The sequence below is a fragment of the Pseudomonas sp. GD03862 genome (assembly GCF_029840855.1).
Classification (GTDB): Bacteria; Pseudomonadota; Gammaproteobacteria; order Pseudomonadales; family Pseudomonadaceae; genus Aquipseudomonas; species Aquipseudomonas alloputida.
In genome coordinates this window covers 1-16,916 of record NZ_JAOCDI010000055.1, presented here as the reverse complement: position 1 = coordinate 16,916, position 16,916 = coordinate 1, and the positions used below count along the sequence as shown (strand labels likewise).

Sequence of the window (16,916 nt, the reverse complement as noted above, 5' to 3'; positions counted from 1 at the left end):
CACACCCTACTGTTGAAGGTATATCCACTTTCAAGAGGCAAGCAGTCCGGCGCCATGCAACGCCACTGCGATCGACCCGAAGCGCGACGACAAGGAAGCCAACGGGTATTCAGGAATAACAACAAGAAGGCGGTCCGCCATGTTCAGACAATCGAAAATTCGCCAAGCCGGGCTCATTTTATTTGCCACCACGTTGCTATTGATCTTGCCGAACCTGACACGTTTGTTTGGCTGACGGCAGCGGTGGCGCCAACGGGCAACGCACAGGTAACCTGCTGGCCTTGATGGTCGGAGATTGCCTATGCGCCACTGCCTTGCCCTGCTAGCGTTGCTCCTGAGCCTGCCATTGTCGGCGGCGCAACTGCACCTTGAACTGGGCGCTACACCGCGCCAGTGGAGCAGCGCCGAACTGCTTGGCCACCCTGAGGCCCGGGACATCAGCATCGAACAGGACGTATCCTACAAACGCCCCATGCACTATCGGGCAGTGCCGCTGGCCACGCTGCTGGAAGGTGTGAACGCCCGCGATCACCTGCAGGCCGTGGCGCTGGATGGCTTTGCCGCCGAAATGCCCGCTGCGGCATTGCTGCAGCCAGGGCCAGCACGGGCCTGGTTGGCCGTGGAAGACCCAGGCAAGCCGTGGCCGCCACTGGGTCAAGGCAAGCCAAGTGCCGGGCCGTTCTACCTGGTGTGGACTGCGCCGCAGGCCAGCGGCATCCGCCCTGAACAGTGGCCATTCCAAATTGCCACCCTTCGCAAGCTGGCCCCGGTGGACCAGCGGTTTCCTGCGCTGCTGCCCGACCCGAAGCTGCCGGCCGACAGCCCGGTGCGTCAGGGCTTTGCCCTGTTCCAGCAGAACTGCCTGGTGTGCCATCGGTTGAACGGTGCGGGGGATGGCCAGGTGGGGCCGGACTTGAATGTGCCGTATAACCCGACCGAGTATTTTCAGCCGGTTTATTTACGCAAGTTGATACGCGACCCGCAAAGCCTGCGGCGGTGGCCGCAGGCGAAGATGCCGGGGTTTGCCGAAAGTGTGTTGAGTGAACAGGAACTGGATGCGCTGTTGGCCTATTTGGGGCACATGGCAACGCGTAAGCCTTGAGGGCCTCTTCGCGGGTAAACCCGCGCCTACAAGGTGATGGACACACACCGGGGGTTGGACACACACCTGGGGTCGGACACAGACCGTCGTAGGAGCGGGTTCACCCGCGAAAGGGCCGGGCCTGCTGGCCAATATCCCTGGCCGTTCATCGTTGCCGCCGCCACCGTATTCGCGGGTGAACCCGCTCCTACAACGGCAGGTGGCGTCCACCATCCATCAATGTGTAGGCGCGGGTTAACCCGCGAAAGGGCCAACACAAAACTGTCAGGCCGTGAGCCGTTCGTGCTTGACGCCCCACCCTTCCACCTCACCCCCATACGGTGTCACCAACTGCTCGAAGGCCTCTTCAAAGTCGCCAATCCCGCCATGGGTGGCGTACATGACCTTGCTCAGTTCCAGGTGCCAGGCACCGTCGCCCAGCTCCTTCACCTGGGCATTGAGCGATTCCCCGCGAAACTGCCCGGCTGCACGACGGGCCCCTGCTTCGTCCGGGAATACGGCATAGAACTCGATGGGGTGGATCTGGGTGAAGTCGAAACCGCCTGCCTTCATCTGGCGCAGGACGTTGCTGCTGATATCGTCGTTCTGGCTGCTCATGAATCGTCCTCCTGAATAAAGCAATGGATAGACTTTCCGTGCACTACGCACCTGCCGGCAACGGCCGGGCAGTTCGAGCTGATGCAAGACGCGAATTATTGAGGCGGCGCCAACCCACAGAACAGGTAGGCCCTCCACCAGCGTAGCGCCTGCCAGGGCACCACGCAAACGTGTGGTTCAGGGTACTTCGTGAATGCTGGTGATGGTCACACCACTATGCTCTTTGAGCCAGCGTGCGGTCGGGGAGATGATACGGTCCTGGAAGTCGTTGAGGTCCAGCTCGTCCATCACCGGAAACAGGTGTGAGCGGATGGCCCGCGCAGCGTCTTCCTCGCTGGGGCAATGCTCGGCATGCAACAGCAATGCGGACGGTTCGCCCTTCTGGTCGGCAAAAATGACTTCCCACTCTTTCATTGAACGGACCCTCTCAGTCAACGAACACCAGGTGTGTGATGCCTGAATAACTGACCTTGGGGCGGGGATAATGTTCAGTCCGGGAAAATTGTGCGGGGCCCATTCGCGGACTTGCCCGCTCGCACAGGGCCTGCACAAGGTTCGAGCCCTGTGCAATGCCTGTGGGAGCGGGCAAGCCCGCGAATGGGCCGCAACGCGGCCCCGGTTTACTTCGGTGTGCCGTGCACCACGCCAGCGGTGTTATCCAGCAGGCTCTTGGTCGCCGTCTGGATATACGCTTCCAGCTTCTTGAGCATTTCCGGCTGGTCCGGGCTTTCGATCAGTTCGGCCTTGAACTCGCTGCCCAACTGGTAGCGGTACATCCGCGGGCTCATGTCCTTGGACTCGATCAGGATACGGTCACCCTGCACCAGCCCGACAATCTGCTCGCTGCCCGACGGCTTGATCATGCCTACGCCCTGGTCACCCTCGGGCAGGTTGAGCAGGTCGCGCCCCCAGCACTGGTGGCGAGCCTTGCCACCCAGGCGGCCCATGATGGTCGGCACGATGTCGACCTGGGTACCCACGGTGTGGTTCACCGCACCGAATTTCTCCTGAATGCCCGGGGCAATCAGCAGCAATGGCACGTTGAAGCGGCCCAGGTCCAGCTCGGTAACCTGCTGGTGGTTGCCAAAGCCATGGTCACCGACGATGACGAACAGGGTGTCCTTGAAGTAAGGCTCCTTACGCGCCTTCTCGAAGAACTGGCCCAGCGCCCAGTCCGAATAACGCATGGCGGTCAGGTGCTCGTCCAGACGGCCCTGGCCGGTAACCTTCTCTACCGGCAAGTCCTTCGGCAGGGCATACGGCGTGTGGTTGGACAGCGTCTGCAGCAGCGCGTAGATCGGCTTCTTGCCATCGTGCTTGGCCAGCTCTTCGTTGCCGCGGTCGAACATGTCCTGGTCGGACACACCCCAGGTCGGGTCGGAGAACACCGGGTTGACGAAGTCATTACGGCCGATGAAGGTGGTCATCCCCTGGTTGCCGAAGAACCCGGACTGGTTGTCCCAGGCAAAGTCGCCGTTGTAGACGTACACGTCGTCGTAGTCACGGGCGCCGAGCAGGGCCGGCAGGCCCGACAGCTTATGGCCGCCTTCCGGGGTCTGCATCAGGTATTCGAAACCTGGCAGGTTGGGGAAGCAGGCCATGGTGGCGAACATGCCCTGGTGGGTATGGGTGCCGTTGGAGAAGAAGCGGTCGAACAGCAGGCCTTCTTTGGCCAGCTTGTCGAAGTACGGGGTGATGTTGTTGGGGCTGCCCAGCGCGCCTACCGAGTGGCCGGCGAAGCTTTCCATCAGGATCACCACCACGTTCTTGATCGGCAGGGTACGGTCAGCTGGCGGCACAAAGTCGCGGCGGATGGCGGCTTCGTCGGCGTCGACCAGGGTGTCGTGGGCGGTCAGCAGTTGCTCGCGCACACTTTGCGTGGCCACGTCCTGCTGCAGGACTGGCTTCCAGATGTTGGCACGGTCCTCGCCAAAGCGGCTCTTGGCGGCGTCGATCAGGGTCAGGGTGCCGTTCAGGCCCAGCTGGTTGACGAAGTTGGAGTCAGTGGTAAAGGCATCACCCCAGCGCATCGGCGGGCCCTGGCGCAGGGTGCCACGGGCAGCGGCCACGGCCACCAGCAGGATCACCATGAATACCGCCAGGCGCTTGTACCACGGGGCAACGCGGTGCAGGCCTTCGGCGCGGGTGGCGCGATCGATACCTTTGAACAGCAGGCTCAGCAGCCAGGTACCGAAGGCCCAGGCCAGCAGGTAGCGGACCACCGGGAAACCGTACCAGAGCATGCTCATGACGGTTTTCGGGTCTTCCTTGATGTACTGGAACACCAGGCCGTTGAGGCGCTGGTGGAACTCGCGGTAGAAGTCCATTTCCATCAGGCCGAGGAACATCACCACGCTCGAAGCGAGGGTCAGCCAGAAACGGAACACGCCACGCCGGGCCATGGCCCAGGGGCTGAGCATGGCCAGCAGCAGGGGGATGCTGATGTACACCACCACCCGCAGGTCGAAGCGCAAGCCGTTGAAGAAGCCTTCGGCGACCGTCGAATAAGGGGTATCGCCGACCATGTCGTTGTTGTAGGCCAGCAGCGCCAGGCGCACCAGGCTGAGCATCAGCATGATCACCAGGCCACTGAGCAGCGTGTAGGCCAGGTGGGATTTCAGGGTCGGCGAAAATGACGTTCGCGCGCCCTGTTGCTTCAAGGCGTCGGAGGTAGCCATGAATGGGAAGGTCCTAGGATTGCGGTTTGCGAAGAGGCGATGGCGCGAGGCCAACGCAGCATTATGCGGGTGCGGATTCTGTTTAAACCAATGTGAAAATTTTGTCACGGCCCCATTACTGGCTATGTCAGTACCGCGCCTAGAGCCGCACATTCCCCCGCGGCCCGGCAATTGCCCAGATCACCAGCCCCACCACCGGCAGCAAGGCGATCAACAAGATCCACAACACCTTGATGCCCACCTCGCTGCCACTCTTGATCACGTTGAGAATGGCCCAGATATCCAGCGCCAGAATGATCAGCCCGACCAGGCTGTTGAAGGTTGATCCCATGTCTGAATTCCTGTCCAGAGGCTTTGCTGCACAGCATAGTCAGCTATCGCGCCAATAGAAGGGAATCCTTGGCGGATGTCGCAGGTCCCTCGATAGACTGACTGCATTCACTGATTCGAGGTTCGTATGCCACCTACCCACAGCCAAAGCGCCGCCCCACCTTCACTGCTGCAGGCCTGGCGCCAGCAAGCCATCGATACCCCCTGGCTCAGTGCCGGCCTGGGGCTGAGCCTGCTGGCGGTGGGCGTGCTGCTGGCCGCCAGCCTCTGGAACGCGGTGAACGGCGACCATGCCGACAACCTGCACCTGGCCATGCTGGGCGGGTTGTCGGGCTTTGGCGCCACCGCACTGGGCGCCGTGCTGGCGGTGGTGCTGCGCGATGTCAACGCGCGCACCCAGGATGTGATGCTGGGCTTTGCTGCCGGCATGATGCTGGCAGCCAGTTCGTTTTCGCTGATTCTGCCAGGCCTGGAGGCTGCCCGCGAGATCACGGGCAATGGCCCGGCCGCGGCGTTTACCGTGGTGCTCGGCATGGGCCTGGGTGTGCTGCTGATGCTGGGCCTGGACCGCTTCACCCCGCATGAACACGAAAGCACCGGCCCGTGCGGGCCCGAAGCCGAGCGCATCAGCCGGGTGTGGCTGTTTGTGCTGGCGATTACCCTGCACAACCTGCCTGAAGGCATGGCGATTGGCGTGAGCTTTGCCAATGGCGACATGAACATCGGCCTGCCGCTGACCAGTGCCATCGCCATCCAGGACATCCCCGAGGGGCTGGCCGTGGCACTGGCCTTGCGCGCCACCGGGCTTTCCAACCTGAAGGCCGCGTTGGTGGCGATAGGGTCGGGCCTGATGGAGCCGCTAGGGGCGGTGATCGGGCTGGGGATTTCTACCGGCTTTGCCCTCGCCTACCCGATCAGCATGGGGCTGGCGGCAGGGGCGATGATCTTTGTGGTCAGCCACGAGGTGATCCCCGAAACCCACCGCAACGGGCACCAGACAGCGGCGACCCTGGGGTTGATGGGCGGGTTTGCGGTGATGATGTTTCTCGACACTGCGCTGGGCTGAAGATTGATGTTTCGTGAGCCGGCCTCTTCGCGGGCTCGCCCGCTCCCACAGGGTTATCACAGGGCCTGATGCGCTGGAGTACCTGAGGGAGCGGGCATGCCCGCGAACAAGCAATCACTGGTATCAGATGTGGACGGCGACTTTCAAAGCCTCCAGCGCCGGCTCGACCTTGATGCCCAGCGCTGCACCCAGCTCCATTACCCGTGCCAGGTCCTGCTGCCCCACCATGACCATCTGCAGCTCGTCATCGAGCAACTGGCTGAAGTTGAGCAGCACATAACCACCCGCCTCCTTGTTCAGCGCGCCCATCTGCACCTGGATGCGGTTGAGCGCGGTCAGTGGCTCGGTACGGGCCAGTTGCTTGGGCTTGAGGGTAAACGGCACGCTGTTGTCGAACGAATCACTGATCTGCTGAAACAGCTCCTGATAGCTGTCGGCCTGGAACACCACGGTATCCGGCAGGCTGCCCAGCACCACCCATTCGCCCAGGGGAATCGGGAAAGTGTCGTCGTAGTTGATGTCGGGGTTGGCGGCCAGGAAGGCGGCAGGGTCGGCGTAGGCCTGGGCGGCCTCGTCGGCGATACGCTCGATGTCTGCCTCACGCATGCAGCCGGCGCCAATGAGGCTGATGAATTCGAGCAACTGAGTTTTCATGAAAGGGGGCCTGCGACGGGTGAAAAGTCGCCAAGGATAGCCGCAAATGCCCCCTGGCAGTTAGCCGGCCAGCGCTTGCAAGCGCGCGGCAGTGTCTGCTGCGCCCATGGTTTGCGCCGCCATCAGGGCAGTGATGCCGCGGGCATCCTGGTGCGCCGGGTTGGCCCCTTGTGCCAGCAGGTAGTCGAGAATTTCGCTGCGGTTGAACATGGCCGCCAACATCAGCGCGGTGCGACCGTCCTGCGCGGCGGCATCCACCGGCACGCCATGCTCCACCAGCAGGCGAATCATCGCCAGGTCCCCTTTGAATGCGGCACCGGCAATCGGCAGCTGGCCGTTGTCGTTGGCAATCAGCGGGTCGGCACCTTGCGCCAGCAGCACGCGCACCGCCTCGTGGTGACCGTGGTAGCTGGCCAGCATCAGCAGGGTATCGCCCTTGTGGTTACGCAGGTTGGCCGGCAGGCCGCTGGCAAGCAGGCGCCCGAGCATGTCGGCGTCGCCCTGGCGGGCACGTTCGAACACCTGCTCGGCGAACGCAGCGGTTTCGTCATCGTTCATGGTGGCGGGTGCGGCTTGGCTGGACATAGGGAACCTCCTGGCATAATTGATGGCCCAAGTGTTCGTCAGGCATGCCATTGCGGTCAAAGGTTCAGATTCTATGAAACCGATAGGCAAACCCTGACCCGTGCAAAATGCACTGTGCAAAATGCTCGACCGTGCAGCCTGCACGATGCCGCATCTGCAAACCCCACGTAACCCACTGTATTTACTGATTTTTTCGCCAAACAGGATTCTGGCACGGTCACTGCAACCATCAACTCATGTCTGCCACACAACAGCCAGGAGTTGATATGGACCTCATCCAGCAAAAGTTCGCATCGGTATTTTCGGCCTATCAGGTGAATACCAAAGCCCGGCCCGATGGCGGTGTACTGCTTACCCTGCGCGCAGCGGATGGCAAGGTTACCCGCCGGGTGCTGACCTATGGGCAACTGCACAGTGCCGAACAGTTGTCCTGGGCGATCAGTGCCATCCGTCGTGACCTGGCTGAAGAGGCCAGTGAATTGCCGGTGATCTCGATGCTGCAGAGCCAGCAGCGGTTTGCCCTGCCGACTTACCGCTGAGGGGTGTATTGCCTGAACTGGCCTCTTCGCGGGTAAACCCGCTCCTACATTGACTGCGCGATGCCTAAGGGCGGCGCAACCAATGTAGGAGCGGGTTCACCCGCGAAGAGGCCGGCAATGCCATTACAACTCGTCGATCCCAAGAAATGCCCGCGCCGTCACATCCCCGGTAAACCGGGCCTCCACACCCTGCTCGCTGCCATACAAGCGCAACGCCAGGCAAAACGGTGTATCACCCAGCTCAACCCAACGCCGCGTCCCGGCCGGCACCAGCAGCTGGTCACCCTTCTCGCACAGCACTGAATACACCCAGTCCCCCAGCCGCAGACCAACCTGCGCCCGCCCGCTGACCACGGCGAACAGCTCGTCGGCATCATGCACATGTTCCTCACGCACATCGACCTGTGCCGGGTCTTCACCGTCGCGGTTGAGCAGCGCGAAGGCCTTGCTGCCATGCACCGTCATCAACTCATCCAGATACGCGCGGCAAACCTCCAGCACCTCGTCCTGGGCCGTGCCCGGGCGCACCCGCAGGCCAGGTTCGGCATGCACAAAGCGCACGCCCTGCTCGGCCAACGTAGCGGCGATGTCGTCGTGGTGAGTCAGCACCTTGTTCGGCAGTGCCGGGCTGGCGGGGTGGAAAACGCTGAGAATGCTCATCAGGGGCGGGTCCTGGTCGGTTGCGAACAAAGGGCAATGATAACGGCTGCGGCCAAGGCTGCGGCACTGGCCATACCAAAGGTGAAGGTGGGGCCCAGCAGCTTCCAGCTGTAGCCTGAGTACAGCGCCCCCAGCGCACCGCCGGTCCCCGACAGCGCTGCGTAAAGCGCCTGGCCCTGGCCCTGCTGGCGGGCACCGAAGCTGGCCTGGACGAAGGCGATGCTGGCGGCATGGAAGCAGCCGAAGGTGGCCGCGTGCAGCAGCTGGGCGAAGATCAGTACTGCCGGCTCCTGCGCCAGGTTACCCAGCAGCAGCCAGCGCAATGCCGCCAGCAGGAAGCTGACCAACAACACGCGCTGCACGCTGAAACGGGCGAACAGGCGGCTCATGACCATGAACATCAGCACCTCGGCCACCACCCCAAGCGCCCATAGAAGGCCGATGGCACCGCGCGTGTAGCCCAAGTGCTCCAGGTGCAGGGTAAGGAAGGTGTAGTAAGGCCCGTGGCTGAGCTGCATCAAGGCCACGCACGCGTAGAACGCGATCACCCCCGGGGCACGCAACTGCTGCAGAAAGCCCCCGGTGCCGCTGCGCCCGCCCTGCTCCACCGGCTGGGCATTGGGCACCCACAGGCTGGCGGCGACGATGCCGGCCATGATCGTGACCAGCGCCACCGGGTAGATGTCCAGGCTCAACCATTCGAACAAGCGGCCCAGGCCAACCACGGTGAGGATGAAACCGATCGAACCCCACAGACGTACCTGGCTGTAGCGCGACGTCTGCCCGTGCAGGTGGGCCAGGGTGATGACCTCGAATTGCGGCAGCACCGCATGCCAGAAGAACGCGTGCAGGGCCATCACCAGCGCCAGCCAGGCGTAGCTTTTGCCGAAGAAGATCAGGGCGAAGGTGGCCAGGGTGCACAGCGCGCCAAGGCGGACGATCAACAGCCGCTGGCCCGTGTGATCGCCCAGCCAGCCCCACAGGTTGGGGGCCACGCAGCGCATCAGCATGGGGATGGCCACCAGCTCGCCGATGCGCGCCGGGGAAAAGCCCAGGTGGTCGAAGTACAGTGCCAGGAACGGTGCGGTGGAGCCCAGCAGGGCGAAGTAGAACAGGTAGAAGCTGGACAGGCGCCAGTAGGGGATGGGTTGCATGGGGTGGCCTTGTGGGGACCTGGGCCGGCCTCTTCGCGGGTGAACCCGCTCCTACGCGGATTTCACCCTGTCACTGCACCTGAGGGCAGTGATATCCCAATGTAGGAGCGGGTTTACCCGCGAAGAGGCCGGCGCAGTTGGATCAGCGCTGGCCCAGCACCGGGGTATTCACTTGCACATCGGCATTCTGCGCACGGTGGCGCAGCAGGTGGTCCATCAACGCGATGGCCATCATCGCCTCGGCAATCGGCGTGGCACGGATGCCCACGCACGGGTCGTGGCGGCCCTTGGTGATGACGTCCACCGGGTTGCCATCGACATCGATCGAGCGGCCCGGGGTGGTGATGCTGGAAGTGGGCTTCAGTGCCAGGTGGGCAACGATCGGCTGGCCCGAGGAAATACCGCCCAGAATGCCGCCCGCGTTGTTGCTGAGGAAGCCTTCCGGGGTCAGCTCGTCCCGGTGCTCGGTGCCGCGCTGGGCCACACTGGCGAAACCGGCGCCGATTTCCACGCCCTTGACCGCGTTGATGCTCATCAGCGCATGGGCCAGCTCTGCATCCAGGCGGTCGAAGATCGGCTCGCCCAGCCCGGGCATCACGCCTTCTGCGACCACGGTGATCTTGGCGCCCACCGAATCCTGGTCTCGGCGCAGCTGGTCCATGTAGGCCTCCAGCTCAGGTACTTTGTCCGGATCGGGGCTGAAGAAAGCGTTCTGCTCCACCGACTCCCAGGTCTTGAACGGGATTTCGATCGGGCCCAGCTGGCTCATGTAGCCACGCACGGTGATGCCCTGGGTGGCCAGGAACTTCTTGGCGATAGCGCCGGCGGCCACGCGCATGGCGGTTTCACGGGCCGAGCTGCGGCCGCCACCGCGGTAGTCGCGGATACCGTACTTGTGGTGGTAGGTGTAGTCGGCGTGGGCCGGGCGGAACAGGTCCTTGATGGCCGAGTAGTCCTTGGACTTCTGATCGGTGTTGCGGATCAGCAGGCCGATCGAGCAGCCGGTGGTGCGGCCTTCGAACACGCCGGAAAGGATTTCCACCTCGTCGGCTTCCTGGCGCTGGGTGGTGTGCCGGCTGGTGCCGGGCTTGCGCCGGTCAAGGTCGTGCTGCAGGTCGGCGAGGGAAATTTCCAGGCCCGGTGGGCATCCATCGACAATGGCGACCAACGCCGGGCCATGGCTCTCGCCAGCGGTGGTGACAGTGAACAGCTTGCCGTAGGTATTGCCGGACATGGACGCTCCGCGAAATCTGCCAGAAATGGGTGAAAGCGGCAGTATACAGATGGTTGGGTGGCCTGTGCTGGCCTCTTCGCGGGTAAACCCGCTCCTACACGGTCACCACCAGATTCCAATGGTGTGCAGCCCCCGTAGGAGCGGGTTCACCCGCGAAAGGGCCAGACCTGCCCTGCATAGAACCTTCCCGCAAACATTGGGTCAAACCCACATCTCCCCATGTAGTACCGCATGATGTCGCGCCTCGTCGCCTTGCTCTTCCTGCTGTGCACTGGCCTGGCCCAGGCCGCCGCCCCCACTGTACTGCAACGCCCGATCGACCTGGACACCGGCCAGGGCGTGCTGCACGGCAGCCTGCTGCTGCCGCAACAGGCCACCCCGCCGCCAGTGGTGCTGATCATCGCCGGCTCCGGTCCCACCGACCGCGACGGCAACAACCCGGCGTCGGGCCGGGTCGACAACCTGAAGCGCCTGGCCCTGCTGCTGGCCAACGAACACATTGCCAGCGTGCGTTACGACAAACGCGGGGTGGCCGCCAGCCAGCCGGCCACGCCTGACGAGCGTGACCTCAGCGTGGAGCGCTACGTGGCCGATGTGGTCGCCTGGAGCCACAAGCTCAAAGCCGACCCGCGCTTCGGCCCGCTGATCCTGATTGGCCACAGCGAAGGCGCACTGATTGCCAGCCTGGCCGCCGAGCAGGCTGGCGCCAGCGCAGTCATCACCCTGGCCGGCAGCGGCCGGCCGCTGGCCGAGGTACTGCACGAACAACTGGCCCAGCGCCTGCCGCCCGCGCAACTGGCCGGTGGCAGTGCCCTGCTCGACCGCCTGCAGGCCGGGCAGACCAGCCTGGATGTGCCAGCGCCGTTGCGCCAGGTGTTTCGCCCCAGCGTGCAGCCGTACCTGATTTCGCTGTTCCAGCAAAACCCGGCAGCCGCCTTTGCCCGCCTGCCGATGCCCGCCCTGATCGTGCAGGGGCGCAACGACGTGCAGGTGGACGTGGCCGACGCCCAACGGCTGAAAGCGGCCAAGCCAGATGCACAACTGGTCCTGATCGATGGCATGAACCACATGCTGCGCATCAGCCCCAAGGGCATGAGCCAACAGCGCGACAGCTACCTCAACCCCGAGCTGCCGCTGGCGCGTGAGCTGGGCGAGCGAATTGTGACGTTCATCCAGCATTTGCCTTCGGCGTAAGTCAAACAGGCTCAGGTCTCAGCCATGCCTGCCGATACAGCAGGCATAGCTGAGGACAAGCCCTGATGACCACCTCCCCCACCGCCGTCGAGCCGGCCGAAGAACCCCAGGAAATCCCCGCCCTGCCCTGGGCCGAGCTGACCGCCGAACATTTCCAGCTGCTACGCCTGGCAGCACTGCCGACCGACCGCAGCACCGGCGCGCGGCCGCTGCGTTTTGTGCAGTTCGGCTATGCCGAGCGCCATGACAAGGCACACAGCCTGCTGCGCATGGAAATCCAGCTGCCTGGGCAGAAGGTGCACAAAGAGCAGAACCGCCTGGACATCCGCGTCGACCATGCCGAGCGCCTGGTGCGCATTGGCAATGAACATGGCCTGCAACTGGAACCGGTGAACCGTGGCATCGGCCGTTTCATGCTGGCCCAGGCCGCTCAGTGGTTGCAGCGCAAGTGGTCGCACTACCGGGTGGAAGGCATGGCGCTGCCGAGCAAGGACGCCCTGAACGAGGACTCACGCCTGCGCCGTGACCAGTGCTTGCGCGGGGTGGGTATCGAGGTGCAGTACGAGGACAGCCAGCACCTGAAGGGCCGTATCGCGGATATGACGGTAAGCCAGCTCAAGGCCGCCTGGAGCAGCGAGCGCCTGCAGCGGGTGGAGATTCTGGATGCCGCCAACCTGCTGCAGCAGGCGGACCAGCAACTGCAGGAAAAGGAAGGGCAACTGCGCGAGCGGGATGAGCGCGTGGCCAAATACCAGCGCGAAGACGGCGGATTGCGTTTCACCATTACCTGCCTGGTAGCGTTTGCCGTGTTCCAGGCAGGGCTGTTGATCTGGATTGCTACCCGCTAAGACCGCATCAGCCGGTGGAGATTGGGGCCGCTTCGCGGCCCATCGCGACACAAGGCCGCTCCCACAGATTGATCGCGCACCTTGTGGAGCCTTGTGTCGCGATGGGCTGCAAAGCAGCCCCAAATAGCCTAAACGCGGGCCTTGAACAATTCCTGATGCTGGCGGCACTGCTCGGCGGTGAGCATGAACACCCCGTGCCCGCCACGCTCGAATTCCAGCCAGGCAAAGTCCACCTCTGGGTACAACGCCTCGACATGCACCTGGCTGTTGCCCACTTCGACAATCAGCAAACCCTTCTCGGTCAGGTGGTCAGCCGCTTCGGCCAGCATCCGCCGTACCAGGTCCAGGCCGTCGCTGCCGCAGGCCAGGCCCAGCTCGGGCTCATGGTGGTACTCGGCCGGCATGTCGTCGAAGTCTTCGGCATCGACATACGGCGGGTTGGACAGGATCAGGTCGAAACGCTGCCCCGGCAAACCACCAAAGCCATCGCCCTGCACGGTGTACACGCGCCCGTCCAGGCCATGGCGCTCGATGTTCTGGTTGGCCACTTCAAGGGCCTGGAACGACAGGTCGGCCAACACCACCTCGGCCTCGGGGAACACGTCAGCGGCGACGATGCCGATGCAACCCGACCCCGTGCACAGGTCCAGAATGCGCGCCGGCTCGCTGGCCAGCCACGGCTCAAAACGTTTTTCGATCAGCTGGCCAATGGGCGAACGCGGCACCAGCACCCGTTCGTCGACGATGAACGACATGCCGCAGAACCAGGCCTCGCCCAGCAGGTAGGCGGCCGGTACACGCTCTTCGATACGGCGCTTGAGCAGGTGCTGAAGGCGTACTCGCTCGTCGTCCTCGAGCATGCAGTCCAGGTAGCTGTCGGCCACCTCCCATGGCAGGTGCACCGCACCCAGCACCAGCAGGCGGGCTTCGTCCCAGGCGTTGTCGGCACCGTGACCGAAGAACAGGTCATGCTCGTGGAAGCGGCTGACCGCCCAGCGGATGTAGTCGCGCAGCGTGCGCAGACGGGATGTGATCACGGGGTACTCCTATTTTCAGACCGGACAAAAGTCTAACAGCCCCACCCGCACATTTGTTCCTTTGCCTTGCCCAAAGGCTAGCCACAGGCCAGTAACCATGCCGCTTGCGTTGTCAACCATTCCCATTGGCGCCAAGGCAGGGGAGAATAGGTATACAAAAGCCCTATCCAAGGAGCCCTTGATGTCCGTTCCAACCACGATGTTTCGCCTCACTGGCCGCGACTATCCGCCGGCCAAGCTGAGCCACGCCAGCCTGATCATCATCGATGCACAAAAGGAGTACCTCAGTGGTCCCCTGAAGCTGTCGGGCATGGACGAGGCCGTGGCCAACATCGCCAGGTTGCTCGACGCCGCCCGTAAAAGCGGCCGTCCGATCATCCATGTTCGCCACCTGGGCACTGTTGGTGGCCGCTTCGACCCCCAGGGGCCGGCTGGCCAGTTCATTCCGGGGCTGGAGCCGCTGGAAGGTGAAATCGTCATCGAAAAACGCATGCCCAACGCGTTCAAGAACACCAAGCTGCACGAAACATTGCAGGAGCTGGGCCACCTGGACCTGATCGTCTGTGGTTTCATGAGCCATTCCAGCGTCAGCACCACCGTTCGCCGCGCCAAGGACTATGGTTATCGGTGCACCCTGGTAGAAGACGCGTCGGCCACCCGCGACCTGGCATTCAAGGACGGCGTCATTCCGGCCGCGCAGATTCACCAGTGCGAAATGGCCGTGATGGCTGACAACTTCGCTTGCGTGGCCCCCACCGCCAGCCTGATCTGAGCGGCTTGCAGGACCGCCCGGCAGCCGGGCGGAACCGGATGGGCAGCAGCAGGTCGAATTCCGGATATCCACCGAGGAGAGCGGAATGAAGCTTAAAGGCAGTTTCGACGCCAAGCGCCTGCGCCCGCGCGAGCCGCGTAACTGGGGCGCCCGCCTGGCGGCCGGCCTGTCGGCCCTGCTGGCGACGCTGGGCGTATTGCTGGCCATGGCCGGCGTCGCCGGGCTGCTGGGCAACTACCCTGCCCTGCAGGAACTCAACGCCAACAAACCGTTGTCCAGCATCCTCACCGTGGCTGGCTTGTTGCTGCTGTGGCTGGGCGTGCGTTTCTGGCGGCGCAGCCGTATCCGCTTGCGCCGCGGGCGGGAGCTTAACCTGTCGCCGCACCTGATGAAGAAGCACGATTGATGGTTCTGCGTAACCTGTGCGCGCCTCTTCGCGGGTAAACCCGCTCCTACAGGTACCCCGCCGCCTTCAGGCTCTGTGACATCCCCGTAGGAGCGGGTTCACCCGCGAAGAGGCCCGCACAGGCTGCCCCGGCAACTCATGCAGTGAAGCTGAAATCCTAGGGGGCGCTGCGCACCCCTTTCGCGACACAAGGCCGCTCCCACCCCGATCGCATCGGCCTGAAGCCATGTGCAATCCCTGTAGGAGCGGGTTCACCCGCGAAGAGGCCCGCACAGGCTGCACACGGCCCCACAGTCGCGTAAACTACGCCGCCTACGTGGAGGCATCATGCAAGACGACGATTTTTCCCTGTTCAAGGCCGAAGTGCGCGGCGTAAAGCCGATCCGCCACGACCGCGCCGAAGTCGGCAAGCCCAAGGCCGACCGCCAGCAGCTGGCCGGCCTGCGCCAGGCGGCAACCGTGCGCAGTGACAAGGCTTTGGTCATCGATGGCATGTCCGACCAGTTCGTCATCGACGTAGGCGCCGAAGACGAACTGATGTGGCGCCGCGATGGCGTGCAGGAAGGCCAGCTGCGCAAGCTGAAGCTGGGGCAGATTCCGTTCGAGGGCAGCCTCGACCTGCACGGCATGACGGTGGAAAAGGCCCGCGAAACCTTGTGGGACTTCATCGCCGAAGCCACCAAACTGGAGGTGCGCTGCGTGCGGGTGACCCACGGCAAGGCCGCGCGCCTGGACGGCAAGCGCCCGATGATCAAAAGCCACGTCAACACCTGGCTGCGCCAGCACCCGCAAGTGCTCGGTTTTGCCTCGTGCAGTGCCCGCCACGGCGGCACCGGCGCGGTGTATGTGATGCTGAAGCGAACCATGCTCGAAGGCCGCGACGAGTAACGCCGCGCTTGCAGCGTCGCCCTCACCGCCGTACCCTTCGTTTTTGCGATTTTTTCCCACAGGTAGATCCATGTCCCTGGAACAGAACTACACCGAGATCCTCAGCCAGATTGGCGAGGACGTCTCCCGTGAGGGCCTGCTCGACACGCCCAAGCGGGCTGCAAAGGCGATGAAGTACCTTTGCCGCGGTTATGAGCAAACACTGGAAGAAGTCACCAACAACGCTTTGTTCAGCTCTGACAACAGCGAAATGGTGCTGGTCCGGGACATCGAGCTGTATTCGATGTGCGAACACCACATGCTGCCGTTCATTGGCAAGGCACACGTTGCCTACCTGCCGAAGGGCAAGGTACTGGGCCTGTCGAAGGTGGCACGTATCGTCGACATGTACGCCCGCCGCCTGCAGATCCAGGAAAACCTCAGCCGCCAGATCGCCGAAGCCGTGCAGCAGGTAACCGGTGCCGCGGGTGTGGCCGTGGTGGTCGAAGCCAAGCACATGTGCATGATGATGCGCGGTGTCGAGAAGCAGAATTCGACCATGATCACCTCGGTGATGCTGGGTGAGTTCCGCGACAACGCCGCCACCCGTAGCGAGTTCCTCAGCCTGATCAAGTGATTGGTTGCTGACCCCGAGCCGACCCTTCAGGGTCGGCTTTTGCATTTCAGGAGTTGCCCATGATCGTCAAAGCCCTGCGGGTTGGCCTCGGCCAGCTCATCGTCTTCGGTGACTGGATCAGCCGCCCGGCCAAGCGCAAACGCGACGCCGCCGCCCAGGCCCGCATCGAGCAAGCGGCCAAGGGGCTGGCGCTGTACCAGTTCCACGCCTGCCCGTTCTGCGTCAAAACCCGCCGCACCCTGCACCGGTTGAACGTGCCGGTGGCGCTGCGCGACGCCAAGAACGACCCGGTGCACCGCCAGGCCCTGCAAGAAGGTGGCGGCCGGGTGAAAGTGCCATGCCTGCGCATTGAAGAAGCCGGCAAGGTGACCTGGATGTATGAGTCCAAGGCAATCATCGCTTACCTGGATGAGCGGTTTGCCGCCATCTGACTGACGCTGCAGATCCCTTGTGGGAGCGGGCGAGCCCGCGAAGCCGGCACCGCGGTGGTTGGCACGGGCTACGCCCGTGTTCGCGGGCACGCCCGCTCCCACAAGGATTGCGCAAGCGCCTGGAA

General features: G+C 63.4%; 20 protein-coding genes. 10 read left to right on the top strand and 10 right to left on the bottom strand.

Annotated features, from left to right (window positions below; translation table 11 throughout):
* Window positions 1-301 precede the first annotated feature (301 nt).
* A complete protein-coding gene (locus N5D53_RS24720) occupies window positions 302-1,102 on the top strand; it encodes a cytochrome c (protein WP_121161964.1) in 801 nt (266 codons plus the stop codon).
* Window positions 1,103-1,366: 264 nt separating this feature from the next.
* On the opposite strand, the gene N5D53_RS24715 is transcribed toward N5D53_RS24720, so the two are convergent.
* From N5D53_RS24715 to N5D53_RS24700, 4 genes are all read right to left on the bottom strand, one after another.
* Window positions 1,367-1,699, bottom strand: a complete 333-nt coding sequence (locus N5D53_RS24715) for a ribonuclease E inhibitor RraB (protein WP_003252824.1) — start codon at window positions 1,697-1,699, stop codon at window positions 1,367-1,369.
* A 177-nt stretch (window positions 1,700-1,876) separates the two neighbouring features.
* Window positions 1,877-2,113 carry a hypothetical protein gene (locus N5D53_RS24710; protein WP_020192211.1) on the bottom strand — a complete coding sequence of 79 codons (237 nt, stop codon included), beginning with the start codon at window positions 2,111-2,113 and terminating at the stop codon, window positions 1,877-1,879.
* A gap of 206 nt (window positions 2,114-2,319) precedes the next feature.
* A complete protein-coding gene (locus tag N5D53_RS24705) occupies window positions 2,320-4,377 on the bottom strand; it encodes an LTA synthase family protein (RefSeq protein WP_121161966.1) in 2,058 nt (685 codons plus the stop codon).
* A 139-nt stretch (window positions 4,378-4,516) separates the two neighbouring features.
* Window positions 4,517-4,708, bottom strand: a complete 192-nt coding sequence (locus N5D53_RS24700) for a PLD nuclease N-terminal domain-containing protein (protein ID WP_003252818.1) — start codon at window positions 4,706-4,708, stop codon at window positions 4,517-4,519.
* 126 nt (window positions 4,709-4,834) lie between these two features.
* Here N5D53_RS24700 and N5D53_RS24695 point away from each other — a divergent pair, with 126 nt between their 5' ends.
* Entirely contained in the window at window positions 4,835-5,773 is a 939-nt protein-coding gene (locus N5D53_RS24695) for a ZIP family metal transporter (RefSeq protein WP_162497228.1), read from the top strand.
* Window positions 5,774-5,896: 123 nt separating this feature from the next.
* On the opposite strand, the gene N5D53_RS24690 is transcribed toward N5D53_RS24695, so the two are convergent.
* Together N5D53_RS24690 and N5D53_RS24685 are read right to left on the bottom strand one after the other, a co-directional pair.
* Complete coding sequence (locus N5D53_RS24690) at window positions 5,897-6,427, bottom strand: hypothetical protein (RefSeq protein ID WP_104962308.1); 531 nt, start codon at window positions 6,425-6,427, stop codon at window positions 5,897-5,899.
* Window positions 6,428-6,487: 60 nt separating this feature from the next.
* A complete protein-coding gene (locus N5D53_RS24685; RefSeq protein WP_104962309.1) occupies window positions 6,488-7,012 on the bottom strand; it encodes an ankyrin repeat domain-containing protein in 525 nt (174 codons plus the stop codon).
* 266 nt (window positions 7,013-7,278) lie between these two features.
* Here N5D53_RS24685 and N5D53_RS24680 point away from each other — a divergent pair, with 266 nt between their 5' ends.
* The gene (locus N5D53_RS24680) at window positions 7,279-7,551 is read left to right on the top strand and encodes a DUF3509 domain-containing protein (RefSeq protein WP_003252809.1); all 273 of its coding nucleotides are present in this window, start codon (window positions 7,279-7,281) and stop codon (window positions 7,549-7,551) included.
* A 123-nt stretch (window positions 7,552-7,674) separates the two neighbouring features.
* On the opposite strand, the gene N5D53_RS24675 is transcribed toward N5D53_RS24680, so the two are convergent.
* The 3 genes from N5D53_RS24675 to aroC form a co-directional block, all read right to left on the bottom strand.
* Window positions 7,675-8,211 carry an oxidase gene (locus tag N5D53_RS24675; protein WP_121161968.1) on the bottom strand — a complete coding sequence of 179 codons (537 nt, stop codon included), beginning with the start codon at window positions 8,209-8,211 and terminating at the stop codon, window positions 7,675-7,677.
* Window positions 8,211-9,365, bottom strand: coding sequence for an MFS transporter (locus tag N5D53_RS24670; protein WP_266025036.1), 1,155 nt, complete (start codon window positions 9,363-9,365; stop codon window positions 8,211-8,213). Before N5D53_RS24670 ends, N5D53_RS24675 begins: the two co-directional genes overlap by 1 nt.
* A 142-nt stretch (window positions 9,366-9,507) precedes the next feature.
* Window positions 9,508-10,599 carry a chorismate synthase gene (gene aroC, locus N5D53_RS24665; protein WP_003252803.1) on the bottom strand — a complete coding sequence of 364 codons (1,092 nt, stop codon included), beginning with the start codon at window positions 10,597-10,599 and terminating at the stop codon, window positions 9,508-9,510.
* A gap of 231 nt (window positions 10,600-10,830) precedes the next feature.
* On the opposite strand from aroC, the gene N5D53_RS24660 reads away from it, so the two are divergent.
* Window positions 10,831-11,793, top strand: coding sequence for an alpha/beta fold hydrolase (locus N5D53_RS24660; RefSeq protein ID WP_064492980.1), 963 nt, complete (start codon window positions 10,831-10,833; stop codon window positions 11,791-11,793).
* 65 nt (window positions 11,794-11,858) lie between these two features.
* On the top strand, window positions 11,859-12,641 hold the full coding sequence (locus tag N5D53_RS24655; RefSeq protein ID WP_266025037.1) for a hypothetical protein: 783 nt from the start codon (window positions 11,859-11,861) through the stop codon (window positions 12,639-12,641).
* Window positions 12,642-12,769: 128 nt separating this feature from the next.
* Here N5D53_RS24655 and prmB read toward each other — a convergent pair whose 3' ends face one another.
* On the bottom strand, window positions 12,770-13,678 hold the full coding sequence (prmB, locus tag N5D53_RS24650; RefSeq protein ID WP_003252797.1) for a 50S ribosomal protein L3 N(5)-glutamine methyltransferase: 909 nt from the start codon (window positions 13,676-13,678) through the stop codon (window positions 12,770-12,772).
* Window positions 13,679-13,859: 181 nt separating this feature from the next.
* Between prmB and N5D53_RS24645 the strand changes: the two genes are divergently transcribed.
* The 5 genes from N5D53_RS24645 (at window position 13,860) to N5D53_RS24625 (ending at window position 16,791) form a co-directional block, all read left to right on the top strand.
* Window positions 13,860-14,450, top strand: a complete 591-nt coding sequence (locus N5D53_RS24645) for a cysteine hydrolase family protein (protein ID WP_003252796.1) — start codon at window positions 13,860-13,862, stop codon at window positions 14,448-14,450.
* An 85-nt stretch (window positions 14,451-14,535) separates the two neighbouring features.
* Window positions 14,536-14,856: a hypothetical protein gene (locus N5D53_RS24640; protein WP_004577080.1), complete on the top strand. Its 321-nt coding sequence runs from the start codon at window positions 14,536-14,538 to the stop codon at window positions 14,854-14,856.
* Window positions 14,857-15,183: 327 nt separating this feature from the next.
* Entirely contained in the window at window positions 15,184-15,744 is a 561-nt protein-coding gene (locus N5D53_RS24635) for a Smr/MutS family protein (protein ID WP_104962313.1), read from the top strand.
* 70 nt (window positions 15,745-15,814) lie between these two features.
* On the top strand, window positions 15,815-16,360 hold the full coding sequence (gene folE, locus N5D53_RS24630) for a GTP cyclohydrolase I FolE (RefSeq protein WP_003252789.1): 546 nt from the start codon (window positions 15,815-15,817) through the stop codon (window positions 16,358-16,360).
* Window positions 16,361-16,419: 59 nt separating this feature from the next.
* Window positions 16,420-16,791, top strand: coding sequence for a glutaredoxin (locus tag N5D53_RS24625; protein WP_010952857.1), 372 nt, complete (start codon window positions 16,420-16,422; stop codon window positions 16,789-16,791).
* Window positions 16,792-16,916 lie beyond the last annotated feature (125 nt).